Raw genomic sequence first — 12,792 nt, forward strand, 5'->3', positions numbered from 1 at the left:
ATCGCGCTACGCTAAAAAGACGCCTGTCATAAAAACAACACCTGCTGTGGCACCCAATTCACGATGGAAACGATCACCGATCTGATTGATAAGATTTATGCTGGCACATTTCCGGAGGCGACCTTTGCGCGCCTGCTGGCTGACATCGCCACAGCCCGCGAGGCCATTAAGCTGCCGCGCAAGGCACACTGGGATGAGCAGGATGTGGTGCTGATCACCTATGCCGATCAGTTTCGCGAAGCCGATAAACCCACGCTCAGCACCTTTTCCCGGTTCTATCAGCAGCACCTCCAATCCACGTTTCCGCTGGTTCACCTGCTACCCTTTTTCCCCTGGTCGTCCGATGACGGCTTTTCGGTGATTGATTACCATCAGGTCGATCCGCTGTGCGGCGACTGGCAGGATATCGCGCGACTGCATCAGGAAACCCGGCTGATGTTCGACTTTGTCTGCAACCATATGTCGGCACACAGCGCCTGGTTCAGCCACTTCCTGGCGCAGGATCCCGGCTGGGACGATTTCTTTATCAGTATGCCGCCCGCCACCGATCTCAGCGCAGTGACGCGTCCGCGCACCTCGCCGCTGCTGACGCCGTTTAAAATGGCGGATGGCGATACCCGCTTTATCTGGACCACTTTCAGCGCCGACCAGATCGACCTCAACTTTGCCAATCCTGAGGTGCTGCTGCGCATGGTCAATGTGCTGCTCGACTACCTGAAACGCGGCGCTGACTATGTGCGTCTCGATGCGGTCGGCTACATGTGGAAAACGCCCGGCACGCGCTGTATTCATCTGGAAAAGACCCATCAGCTGGTGAAGCTGTTTCGCGCTATTGCCGACCAGGTTGCGCCAGGCACGGTGATTATCACCGAGACCAACGTGCCGCATCAGGACAACATCAGCTATCTGGGCAACGGGCACGATGAGGCGCAGATGGTCTATCAGTTTTCGCTGCCGCCGCTGGTGCTGCATGCGATTCACACCGGCTCGGCGCGCGCCCTGCGGCAGTGGGCGAGCGCTCTGGATCTCAGCAGCAACGACACCACCTTTTTCAACTTCCTGGCGTCACACGACGGCATCGGCCTTAATCCGGCACGCGGCATTTTGTCTGAAGTAGAGATTGTCGCGCTGGTGCGCGATCTGGCGCTGGAAGGCGCGCTGGTCTCCTATAAAAACAACCCTGACGGCACCACCAGCCCCTATGAAATCAACGTCACCTATCTGGATGCGCTCAACCGTGAAGACGACGACGACGCCACGCGGCTGAAACGTTTTTTGCTGGCCCATGCGATTCTGCTGGTCTTTCCCGGCGTGCCTGCCATCTATATCCAGAGCATTCTGGGTGGTCGTAACCATTACGATGGCGTGCGCGCCGCCGGACACAACCGGGCGATTAATCGGCAGAAGTATGATTTAAAGCAGATAGAAGCGGATCTGGCGGGCGGTAACTGGCTGCGCCAGCAGGTCTATACCCGGCTCGGCCAGCTGATTCAGCTGCGTCGTCGCCAGCCTGCGTTTCACCCGGATAATCCGATGACGCTTTATGAGAGCGAAAACGCCGTGCTGGTGCTCAGACGTCATCAGCCAGAAAGCGGTGACGGGCTGCTGTGCGTGTTTAATCTCAGTGGACGATCAGTGGAGACGCAATTGCCGGTGGCGCATACGTTGCAGGATGTGGTGAGCGGAGAGAAAATTGATGGCACCCAGCCGGTTAAGCTGGATGCCTGGCAGTTCATGTGGCTACGTTAATTACTTGTACACTTCAGCCGTTGCGCTGAATTTGCCGTGTTCGCGACCCGCGATCACCAGGTAATATTTACCGCCTTTTTCGTCAGCGAGCTGCGACAGCACTTTTTTAGCATCCATTGGCGAGGTGGTTTCCGCCGTGGTGTTAACGGTGCCAATCTTCTGCAGGTTCATTGTCTTAACTTCTTCTTTGGTGACTTCCTTCGCTGCCATCGCAGAAAATGAAATCGCGCCCATCATCATTGAAGCCACAACCCATTTAAAAACCTTCATTATGTTTACCCTCATTCATGATCCATTGTGAGATGTAAGCAGCCGCTAAACGCGTAAGGCAGTATGGAACGGCATAGTCATTTCCATGACTAATCACATAAAATTGCAACGGCCTCGCTCACAGAGAGAAGTATTGCTGCTGTCGGCGATTTTGCCAGTTCAAAGCGTCATTATCCCGGCAGATTACTGATAAAATTAACAATATGCTGGCAAAAGCTCTCAGGATGGGAAATAAAAGGCGCATGTGCGGCTTTTTCGATAACCACTGAGGGCGATGCTGGCAACATTTCATCTATCTCCGCCGCAATCCGGCGCGGCACCAGGCCATCTAACGCGCCATAGAGCCGCAGGAACGGCAGCGTAATTTGCGGTAACGCGTCGCGCAGATCGACCTGGCGCAGAATCTCCAGTCCGCCATCCAGCACCGCCACCTCCGGCATCGGCTGCGACAGCACCACCTCTTTCAGCTGCCGCGCATCGGCGCGAGCCGTTTCGGTACCCAGCGTCTGCAGCGCCAGAAAGCGCTCCACCGTGCGCTGGAAATCGTTGCTGAGCATCTGCTGAAAGTTCTGCAGCGTCTCCGGTTTAATGCCGGGCCAGCTCTCTGTGGCGGTGAAACAGGGCGACGACGCAACGGTGATCAGTGCAGCCATTTTTTCTGGCGCACTCAGCGCCAGCTGCGTCGCCACCAGTCCGCCCAGCGACCAGCCGACCACAATCGCCTGCGGTGGCAGCGCAGGCAGCAACTGCGCTGCCATCTGCTCAAGCGCCAGCGCACCGAAATGCTGGCTGCGGCCATAGCCCGGCAGATCGACCAGATGCAGGCGATAGTGCGCGCTGAGTCGCGGAATTATGCTTTGCCAGACTTCGGCATTCAGTCCCCATCCGTGCAGCAGCACAAGATCGCGTTTTCCTTCTCCGCAGGTGTGCCAGTAGAGCGACGTCATCAGTTACTATCCCGAAAATGATAAGGAGGTCGCTATGCTAGCAATGCCCGCCCTGTGTTGGCTATGCCGGATGCCGTTGCGGATAGCCCGGCACGGCATCTGCAGCTTATGTCTGCGCGGATTGCCGCCGTTACCGCTGCTCTGTCCGCGCTGCGGATTGCCGGCAGGTTCAGCAAAGGTCGCCTGTGGCCGCTGCCAGCTTAAACCGCCCGCCTGGCAGGCGCTGGTCTGCGTCAATGACTATTGTCCGCCGTTCAGCCAGTGGGTTAACCAGCTTAAATTTTCTCACATAACCGCACTCAGAGTGATGCTGGCGCGGCTGCTTTTGCTAAGCTGGCTTAATGTTTACCGCCGTGGCAGTGTGCCGCGTCCCGATCTGCTGCTGCCGGTTCCGCTGCATCGGCGTCGACGCTGGCAGCGTGGCTTTAATCAGACGGTATTACTGGCCGCACCGCTGGCGCACTGGCTGGGATGTGAATGGCGCGAAGGTCTTTCCCGCAAGCGCGGGGGCGCATTACAGCATCAGCTCAGCGCCCGCCAGCGCCGCACCAACTTACGGGGTGCTTTCCGCCTTGAAATGGCGGTGCAGGGACGCCATATCGCTCTGCTGGATGACGTCATTACCACCGGCAGTACGGTAGATGAAATCAGCCGCCTGTTAATAGCCCAGGGTGCCGCCAGCGTGCAGGTCTGGTGCCTGTGCCGTACCTTGTAGAGCGTCTTTGATGGGCGTATTATAACCAACTAAATTAGTCAACTATTGAGCAATCGACATGATCCGAATTACTGACTCTGCCCAGGAACATTTTTCTAAACTGCTATCCAAACAAGAAGATGGCACCCAGATTCGCGTATTCGTGATTAACCCGGGTACGCCAACAGCCGAGTGTGGCGTCTCTTACTGTCCGCCCGATGCCGTTGAAGCTACTGACACCGAACTGAAGTTCGAAAAGCTCTCTGCTTACGTTGATGAACTGAGCAAGCCTTATCTGGAAGATGCTGAAATTGACTTCGTTACCGACAACCTCGGTTCGCAGCTGACGCTGAAAGCGCCGAATGCCAAAATGCGTAAAGTCTCTGATGATGCGCCAATGGTTGAGCGCGTTGAGTATCTGCTTCAGGCGCAGATCAACCCACAGCTGGCCGGCCATGGCGGTCGCGTGTCGCTGATGGAGATCACCGATGAGGGCTACGCCATTCTGCAGTTTGGCGGCGGCTGTAACGGCTGTTCGATGATCGACGTGACCCTGAAAGATGGTATTGAGAAAGAGCTGCTGGCCGCCTTCCCGGAACTCAAAGGCGTGCGGGATATTACTGAGCATCAGCGCGGTGAACACTCGTTCTACTGATGTTAAGCGCGGCAGCCTGGCTGCCGCGCTTCTGTTATTGCCCTTTCTGTCCTGACTGACGCTGCTGGCTGACCACCTTCAGCAGTGCATTCACTTCCTTGTCCGCAAAGATCTCCTCCAGCGTTTTGCTCAGCTTGCGTCGCCAGTTAGGGTACTGATCCACCGTGCCCGGGACGTTGACCGGCGTGGTCATACCGAGCCAGTCCTCAGGCTGCAGGCCAAGCAGCGCACTGTCGGTATCCGCCAGGAAGCGATGTATTGCCCGATTCAGCGCAGGCGTCATGGCGAGCTTCTCCGCCTTCTTCTGGCTGCGTGCCGGTAAGGCACCCGCCTGATGCAGCGCATCCAGCAGCGCCTGCTTCTGCGCGGCGCGCTGCTGATGTAACGCTTTCACCGCATCGCCCGGATAGAGGCCAATCTTCTCCCCCAGCGCCAGGTCGCCCTGCTCCCAGAAACCGGTCAGCGTAGGCAGATCGTGCGTACTGGCGCTGGCGATCGACTGGCGCGGATAGTCCTGCGGCGCGCGATAGCGCTCATCCTTCTCCTGCTCAAACCAGAGCACCTTCCATGAAAAGACGCCACTTTTACGCAGCAGGCTGACAATCTCCTGGGGCACGGTGCCCAGGTCTTCGCCAATCACCATGCAGCGCAGCCGGTGGCTCTCCAGCGCCAGGATGCCAAGCAGATCGTTGACCGGATAGGCCACATAGGCGCCTTTATCCGCCGTCTCCCCGGCAGGCACCCACCACAGACGCAGCAGTGACATCACATGGTCAATGCGCAACGCGCCGCAGTCGCGCATGTTGGCGCGCAGCATGTCGATAAATGGCTGGTAGCCGCGCGCCTTCATTACGTGCGGATCCATCGGCGGTAAGCCCCAGTTTTGTCCCAGCGGACCGAGACGGTCGGGCGGCGCACCTACCGAGGCCTTGAGGCGGTAAAGCTCCGGGTCGTGCCAGGTTTCCGCGCTGCCTTCCGCCACGCCCACCGCAAGGTCACGATAGAGTCCGACGCTCATGCCCAGTGCCTGACTGTGCGTCCAGCAGCCAGAGAACTGCTGCTGCGCCAGCCATTGCAGCCACTGCCAGAAAGCGATCTCCTCTTCATGCTGTGCACACCACTGCTGCACCTCCGGCAACTGGCTGTTGCGCCACGCTTCCGGCCACGCAGGCCAGCCGCCCTGCTGCGCCTTGTCTGCCCGCCGCTCCAGCTGTATGCCGTCGTAGGCGGCCTGATAACGCAGGCTATCGCCGCCTTCACGCACAAAGGCCGCCCAGGATTGATGCTCTTCGCTCTGGCTGTCTCGCGCCTGAAAGTGCGCCCAGGCGTGCCGCAGCGCAGCGAGCTTAAGCGCCATTACAGCCTCATAGTCAACCAGCTCCGCCTCACGCGCTTTGGTCAGCGCCTTCCGGGTTCTGGCGCTTTTCCACCACTTCTGTGCCGCCGCGCTTTGCTGAAAATCGGCTACCTGACTGACGTCGATATAGATTACGTTCAGCCAGCGGCGCGACGACGGGCTGTACGGACTGGCGAAACCGGCGCTGGCGGGATAGAGCGCATGCAGCGGATTCAGCCCGACGAAATCGCCACCGCGCTCAGCCAGCTGCACCAGCAGCTGATCGAGATCGCCGAAGTCGCCGATGCCCCAGTTCTGTTCAGAGCGCACGGTGTAGAGCTGCACCAGCGCACCCCAGCGTTTTTCCCCCGCCTCCAGCGCCGGAGGCAGATAGCAGCGGCGCGGCGCGACGATAATCCGCGTCTGCCAGCTTTTTTTGCCCTTACTGAGTGTGAGCTGGTGGTACCCCTGCGCCAGCGGGCCAGGCAGCATAAAAGGCTCACCGGCGGTTAACTCGCCGCTGTGCTGTTTGCCGTTTTCAGTCTGCAACTGCCAGCGGTAAACGCCGCTGCCCTGTGGCGTCAGCTGTCGCTTGCCACTGCCGCTGAATACCGCGACCAGCGGCAGCGGCGATTTTTTTGCGTCCTGCGGATCGTCCATCACCGCCAGCAGCGCCTGCAGGGTCTCATCGCTGATCGCCTCTTTCTCGCCATTGACGTTGATGTAGTCCAGTGAAATTCCCGCGGCACGAGCGGCCTGACCGAGTGAATGTTGCTTCATTGCTGCTCCTTAGCGCGGTGCCTGCCAGATACGTTGCTGATAGTCACGAATTGACCGGTCCGAACTGAACATGCCGGTTCGTGCCGTATTGAGGATGGCGGCGCGGGTCCAGCCTTCCGGGTCGTGCCACAGGGCTTCCACCCGTTGCTGCGCCTCGATATAGGCCTGGAAATCGGCCAGCACCAGCCAGGGATCGCCATGTTTCGTCAGGCTCTCCAGCATCAGGTCAAACGCATGTTTATCCCCGTTGCTGAATTTGCCCTTCTCCAGCGATTTCAGTAAATCGTCCAGCGGCTTGTTCTGCTTACGCACCTTTTTCGGGTTATAGCCTTTCGCCTTGAGCGCTTTGACCTCATCCACGGTGTGACCAAAGATAAAGATATTCTCCTCACCCACCTGTTCGGCAATCTCGACATTGGCGCCATCCAGCGTGCCAATCGTCAGCGCACCGTTCAGCGCCAGCTTCATGTTGCCGGTGCCGGAGGCTTCATATCCGGCGGTGGAGATCTGCTCTGAGAGATCGGCCGCCGGGATCATCAGTTCGGCCACGGTGATGCGGTAGTCGGGGATGAACACCACTTTGAGTCTGTCACCAACGCGTGGATCGTTGTTCACCACCTCCGCCACCTTGTTAATGGCGTAAATGATATTTTTGGCGAGGTAATAGCCGGGCGCCGCTTTGGCCCCGAACAGGAACACCCGTGGCGTGAAGGTGACATCCTCCGGGTTATTACAGAGCTTCTGATAGCAGTAGAGGATATGCAGCAGGCTGAGGTGCTGGCGCTTGTACTCATGCAGCCGTTTGATCTGCACATCGAACAGCGCGGCCGGGTTCACGATAATCCCCGTGTGGCGGGCGATATACTCTGTGAGCTGCGCTTTGTTCTGCTGTTTGATGCTGCGATAGCGCTGACGAAAAACCTGATCGTCGGCATAGGCCTCCAGACCGCTTAACGCCTCAAGGTTATTGGCCCACTCGGTTTTCAGCGTCTCATCAATCAGCCCGGCCAGCGCCGGATTACACTGCTTCAGCCAGCGGCGCGGTGTGATGCCGTTGGTGACGTTGTGGAATTTCTGCGGCCAGAGCTGGTGATATTCCGGGAAAAGATCGCTGACCACCAGGCTTGAGTGCAGCGCCGCCACGCCGTTGACCGCAAACCCGCTGACGACGCAGAGATTGGCCATCCGCACCTGACCGTCAGCGACCACCGCCAGCTTGTGCCACATCGCTTTGTCATCCGGCCAGCGCTGCTTCACCTGCTTTTTCAGCCGCTGGTTGATCTCTTTGATGATCAGCATATGGCGCGGCAGCAGACTGCGCATCAGCTTCTCATCCCAGCGCTCCAGCGCCTCCGGCATCAGAGTGTGGTTGGTGTAAGCAAACAACCGGCTGGTGATCTGCCACGCGTCATCCCAGCTCAGCTGATGCTCATCCAGCAGCACGCGCAGCATCTCCGGGATGGCGATGGTGGGATGCGTATCGTTGAGCTGAATCACTTCAAAGTCAGGCAGGCTGTGAATGCTGCGTCCCGCCAGATGGTGACGACGCAGGATATCCGCCACCGCACAGGCGCACTGGAAATATTGCTGCATCAGGCGCAGCCGCTTGCCGGCCTGATGATTGTCATTGGGATAGAGCACTTTGGTCAGTTTTGCCGCCTCGATGCCCGGCTGCTCCGCCTGCAGAAAATTGCCGTCGTTAAACGCCGTGAGATCAAACGGATGCGCACTCACTGCCTGCCACAGGCGCAGCGGCAGCGTCACACCGTTGCGATAGCCGGTTACCGGCAAATCCCAGGCCTCGCCGCGCAGCGTAAAATCGGGCAGCCAGCTTACACTGCCGTTTTCCTGCTTTTCTACCCGGCCACCCATCGCGACTTCCACATCCAGCGCCGCGTTGTGGCGGAACCAGGGATAGCGCTCACGCTGCCAGTCATCGGGCGCCTCAATCTGCTGGCCATCATCGAAAGACTGGCGAAACAGGCCGTACTGGTAGTTCAGTCCGTGGCCGGTAGCGGACTGCCCCACCGTTGCCATCGAATCCATGTAGCAGGCGGCCAGTCGCCCCAGCCCGCCGTTGCCCAGCGCCGGATCGACCTCCTGCTCCAGCAGTTCCGTTAAATCGAACTCGTGCTCAGCCAGCGCCGCTTTGACGTCGTTATACCATCCGAGATTGAGCAGGTTGTTGCCGGTCAGACGGCCAATCAGAAACTCCATCGAGAGGTAATTAACGTGACGCTGCCGCACAGCCGGACGCGGTGCCGGTTGCGCGTCCAGTAGCTCCGCCAGCGCGGCGCTGACCGCCTGCCACGCCTGGTGCGGGGTCATCTGCTGGGCGGAACGGAGACTTAACTGTTGCCACTGGCGGGTAAAGGCGGCATTAAAACGGGCTTTATTAAATTTTTGCTGCGGCATATCACTCCCTTCTGTTACGCAATGAGGTGAAGCAAAAATAGAAAGCGCACGGGCTGGCAACCGGGTGCCAGCAACCGTTAAGTAAAGACGGGAGTGAGGAAAAAAGCGACAGCAATCAAAGAAAAACGCCAGCCGGGAGGCTGGCGTGGCAGAAATCAGCAGAGTTCGAGATGAACCTCATGCTGCTCAATCACCTTCATTACGCTGGCAGGCGGCGTTTTGTCAGTGTAGAGGTAGTCAAGCAGACTCATGTTGCCGAGGTTGACCATGGCGTTACGGCCAAACTTCGAATGATCCACCACCAGCATCACGCAGCGTGAATTTTCAATGATGGCGCGCTTGGTGCGGACTTCGTGATAGTCAAACTCCAGCAGCGAACCATCCATATCGATGCCGCTGATCCCCAGAATGCCGTAGTCGAGCCGGAACTGAGAAATAAAGTCGAGCGTCGCTTCACCCATTACCGCGCCATCGCGGGTCCGCACTTCACCGCCCGCGATAATGACCCGGAAATCGGGTTTATCCATCAGCAGCATCGCAACGTTAAGGTTATTGGTGACCACGCGCAAATCGCTGTGGTTGAGCAGCGCATGCGCCACCGCTTCCGGCGTGGTGCCGATATCGATAAACAGCGTGGCACCATCCGGGATCTGGCTGGCCACGCGCTGGGCAATCCGCGCTTTTTCCGCTGACCACATCATTTTACGGTCGTGCCAGGCGGTATTCTCAGAGCTGGAGGGAAGCGCTGCGCCGCCGTGGTGACGCTGAATTTTGTTCTGATCGGCCAGATCGTTGAGATCGCGACGAATGGTTTGCGGGCTGACCTCAAAATGATCCACCAGCTCCTCAGTACTGACATATCCCTGACGACGCACTAAATCGATAATCGCGTCATGACGTTGCGTCTGCTTCACGTTCCTCTCCTGTTAACCCGCATAATCCTGTCTAACGACGCGTGACTTTACGCGTATCCACCAGCGCCATCGCCAGTCCGACAACCAGACCGGCGACGTGCGCCGCGTTGGCAATGGCCAGACCAAAGACGCCGAACCAGCCAATCACCAGCCAGACCAGTGCAAAACCGATCAATCCCCGTTCAAGATAGACGCCGCTGTCGGGATCGCGCTCCCCGCGCAGCCAGCAGTAACCCATCAGGGCATAGACCACGCCCGACAGGCCACCAAACCAGATGCCGCTGAACTTCGCCTGCAGCCAGCCGCTGAGCAGAGCCGAAATCAGCAGGATGACAAAGAGTTTGCCGCTGCCAAGTCGCTTCTCAACCGCGCCGCCCAGATACCACCACCACATCAGATTAAACAGAATGTGCAGCAGTGAAAAGTGCAGCAGCGCATGGCTGAACCAGCGCCAGACCTGAAGATGCTGATCGGCATCCGGCCAGGAGAGCCACGCCATCACGGTACGATCGCCCATGACCTGCATCAGAATAAATATCGCGATGCAGAGCACCATCAGCGTCATGGTCAGCGGACCGGCACGCTCACGGATATTCGCCCAGATATTGCTGCGCTCATAGCGCAGGCCACTGTCGGTTTTTCCGCTGTGCCAGCTGGCGGCCTGATAACGCGGATGGTTAGGGTCGTGCAAAAACTGCTGAAGTTCGTTTTCGACCACTGAAATCTTGCTCTCATCATCCAGCATGATGACGTAGTGATTTTCATGCTCAATACGCAGCGTGATGCCCCGCGTCGCCATGTAGTCAACAAAGGCCTGCGCCATGCGGGGCTGATTAAATTGGGTAATGCGCATCAGTAACTCTCCATGTGACGAGCGGCAATCTATTCACTGCCGAGGGCAACCTGCTGAGGAAAGGCAGCACGCCAGGCATCAAAGCCGCCATCAATGCTGTACGCCGCGCTGAAGCCCTGTCCCAGCAGATATTGTGCCGCGCTTTTGCTGCTGTTGCCGTGATAGCACATCACCAGCACCGGCAGGCTGTGATCGGCACCGCTGACAAAATCGCTGAGGTTGCTGTTGGTCAGATGCAACGCGCCCGCCGCATGACCCAGGGCATAACTTTGCGGATCGCGGATATCTACCAGCAGCGCACCCTGCGCCAGACGCGCCTGCGCCTGCTGCACATCAATACATTCGAACGTTTCCATGGGATCTCTCATAACAGCGTCACAATAGCGCGTAGTGTAACCCGAGAATCCACGCCGATAACCTGACAATCGTTACGGCTACCGGTTTTTTTGGTGGGCAGAATGTTAGCTATATCACGCAAAAATGTTTTTACCTGGTTAAAAGCTGGCGTCAATGTTGGTTTGCGATTATGATTATGCTCGAAAACGAACATTAGTGAACTATTCCGAACATCGGAGGAGATGACGTGGAAACCAAAGACCTGATCGTGATCGGCGGCGGCATCAACGGTGCCGGCATTGCAGCAGACGCTGCAGGACGCGGACTGTCGGTGTTAATGCTGGAGGCGCGGGATCTGGCTTGCGCGACCTCCTCTGCCAGTTCAAAACTGATTCACGGCGGCTTGCGCTACCTTGAACATTACGAATTCCGTCTGGTGAGTGAAGCACTGGCCGAGCGTGAAGTGCTGCTGAAAATGGCTCCGCATCTGGCGTTCCCGATGCGCTTCCGTCTGCCGCACCGTCCGCATCTGCGTCCGGCGTGGATGATCCGCACCGGCCTGTTTATGTATGACCATCTTGGCAAGCGTACCAGTCTGCCAGGCAGCAAAAGTTTGCGATTTGGCGCGGATTCGGCCCTGAAGCCGGAAATTACGCGCGGATTCGAATATTCTGACTGCTGGGTCGATGATGCCCGCATGGTGGTACTGAACGCACAGGAAGTCGTGAAGCGTGGTGGCGAAGTGCGTACCCGCACCCGCGTGACCCGCGCCTGGCGTGAAGGCGGCCTGTGGAAGGTCGAAGCGGAAGATGTCGACAGCGGTAAAACCTTTACCTGGCAGGCGAAAGGCCTGGTCAATGCTGCCGGCCCGTGGGTCAAACAGCTGTTCGACGACAGCCTGAAGCTGAAATCGCCTTACGGTATTCGCCTGATCAAGGGCAGCCACATCGTGGTGCCACGCGTCCATACCGAAAAGCAGGCTTACATCCTGCAGAACGAAGATAACCGCATCGTGTTTGTCATCCCGTGGATGGATGAGTTCTCCATCATCGGTACCACCGACGTGGAGTACAAAGGCGATCCGAAAAACGTCAATATTGATGACAGCGAAACCGACTATCTGCTGAAAGTGTTCAACGGACACTTTAAAAAGCAGCTGACCGCTGACGATATCGTCTGGTCCTATTCCGGTGTCCGTCCGCTGTGTGATGACGAATCCGATTCGCCGCAGGCGATCACCCGTGATTACACCCTGGATGTGCGCGACGATAATGGTCAGGCTCCGCTGCTGTCGGTGTTTGGCGGCAAGCTGACCACCTACCGTAAGCTGGCAGAACATGCGCTGGAGAAACTGGCGAAGTACTACCCGAACGCAGGCCCGGCATGGACGAAGAACTGCGTGTTGCCAGGCGGAAATATCTCCGGCACCCGTGAAGATTACGCGGCCAGCCTGCGTCGTCGCTATCCGTTTATCAGTGAAAATATGGCGCGCCACTTCTCGCGCACCTACGGCAGCAGTACTGAAACCCTGCTGGCTGGCGCGAAAAGCCTGGACGATCTGGGTGAGAACTTCGGTCACGAGTTTTACGAAGCAGAATTACGCTACCTGGTGCAGCATGAGTGGGTTCGTGAGCTGGATGATGCTATCTGGCGTCGTACCAAGCAGGGCATGTGGCTGACCAAAGAGCAGCAGGCGCGAGTCACCGAGTGGCTGGCAGCGAAAGCTAAACCCGCCCTGTCGCTGGCATCATAAACTGTCCTAAGTAGAGAATCAGAAAGCAGGCTTCGGCCTGCTTTTTTTATCTCTGCGATAGCGGGTCGCTGCATCCAGGTGCTGATCCGA

General features: G+C 57.9%; 11 protein-coding genes. 4 read left to right on the plus strand and 7 right to left on the minus strand.

The window, feature by feature from the left end:
• The first annotated feature begins 63 nt into the window (after nucleotides 1-63).
• A complete protein-coding gene (locus EPG66_RS17665) occupies nucleotides 64-1,749 on the plus strand; it encodes an alpha-amylase family glycosyl hydrolase (RefSeq protein WP_083070483.1) in 1,686 nt (561 codons plus the stop codon).
• Here the strand turns inward: EPG66_RS17665 and EPG66_RS17670 are convergent, their stop codons facing one another.
• Nucleotides 1,750-2,019, minus strand: coding sequence for a YdgH/BhsA/McbA-like domain containing protein (locus tag EPG66_RS17670; RefSeq protein WP_010253187.1), 270 nt, complete (start codon nucleotides 2,017-2,019; stop codon nucleotides 1,750-1,752). It abuts the gene before it with no gap.
• 170 nt (nucleotides 2,020-2,189) lie between these two features.
• The gene (gene bioH / locus EPG66_RS17675; protein ID WP_182687674.1) at nucleotides 2,190-2,966 is read right to left on the minus strand and encodes a pimeloyl-ACP methyl ester esterase BioH; all 777 of its coding nucleotides are present in this window, start codon (nucleotides 2,964-2,966) and stop codon (nucleotides 2,190-2,192) included.
• 34 nt (nucleotides 2,967-3,000) lie between these two features.
• Here bioH and gntX point away from each other — a divergent pair, with 34 nt between their 5' ends.
• Together gntX and nfuA are read left to right on the plus strand one after the other, a co-directional pair.
• A complete protein-coding gene (gntX, locus tag EPG66_RS17680; protein WP_031594626.1) occupies nucleotides 3,001-3,681 on the plus strand; it encodes a DNA utilization protein GntX in 681 nt (226 codons plus the stop codon).
• Nucleotides 3,682-3,739: 58 nt separating this feature from the next.
• Nucleotides 3,740-4,315, plus strand: coding sequence for a Fe-S biogenesis protein NfuA (gene nfuA, locus EPG66_RS17685; protein WP_010253194.1), 576 nt, complete (start codon nucleotides 3,740-3,742; stop codon nucleotides 4,313-4,315).
• A 34-nt stretch (nucleotides 4,316-4,349) separates the two neighbouring features.
• On the opposite strand, the gene malQ is transcribed toward nfuA, so the two are convergent.
• The 5 genes from malQ to glpE form a co-directional block, all read right to left on the minus strand.
• A complete protein-coding gene (malQ, locus tag EPG66_RS17690) occupies nucleotides 4,350-6,431 on the minus strand; it encodes a 4-alpha-glucanotransferase (RefSeq protein WP_182687676.1) in 2,082 nt (693 codons plus the stop codon).
• A gap of 9 nt (nucleotides 6,432-6,440) precedes the next feature.
• A complete protein-coding gene (malP, locus tag EPG66_RS17695) occupies nucleotides 6,441-8,846 on the minus strand; it encodes a maltodextrin phosphorylase (RefSeq protein ID WP_182687678.1) in 2,406 nt (801 codons plus the stop codon).
• A gap of 155 nt (nucleotides 8,847-9,001) precedes the next feature.
• Nucleotides 9,002-9,760, minus strand: a complete 759-nt coding sequence (locus tag EPG66_RS17700; RefSeq protein ID WP_010253201.1) for a DeoR/GlpR family transcriptional regulator — start codon at nucleotides 9,758-9,760, stop codon at nucleotides 9,002-9,004.
• Nucleotides 9,761-9,791: 31 nt separating this feature from the next.
• Nucleotides 9,792-10,613, minus strand: coding sequence for a rhomboid family intramembrane serine protease GlpG (gene glpG / locus EPG66_RS17705; RefSeq protein WP_064704138.1), 822 nt, complete (start codon nucleotides 10,611-10,613; stop codon nucleotides 9,792-9,794).
• Nucleotides 10,614-10,642: 29 nt separating this feature from the next.
• Nucleotides 10,643-10,969, minus strand: a complete 327-nt coding sequence (gene glpE / locus EPG66_RS17710; RefSeq protein WP_010253207.1) for a thiosulfate sulfurtransferase GlpE — start codon at nucleotides 10,967-10,969, stop codon at nucleotides 10,643-10,645.
• A gap of 227 nt (nucleotides 10,970-11,196) precedes the next feature.
• On the opposite strand from glpE, the gene glpD reads away from it, so the two are divergent.
• Nucleotides 11,197-12,702, plus strand: coding sequence for a glycerol-3-phosphate dehydrogenase (gene glpD, locus EPG66_RS17715; protein WP_010671548.1), 1,506 nt, complete (start codon nucleotides 11,197-11,199; stop codon nucleotides 12,700-12,702).
• The last annotated feature ends 90 nt before the right edge of the window (nucleotides 12,703-12,792 follow it).

Origin of the sequence: Pantoea pleuroti (assembly GCF_014156615.1) — a bacterium.
GTDB classification, from domain to species: Bacteria; Pseudomonadota; Gammaproteobacteria; order Enterobacterales; family Enterobacteriaceae; genus Pantoea; species Pantoea agglomerans.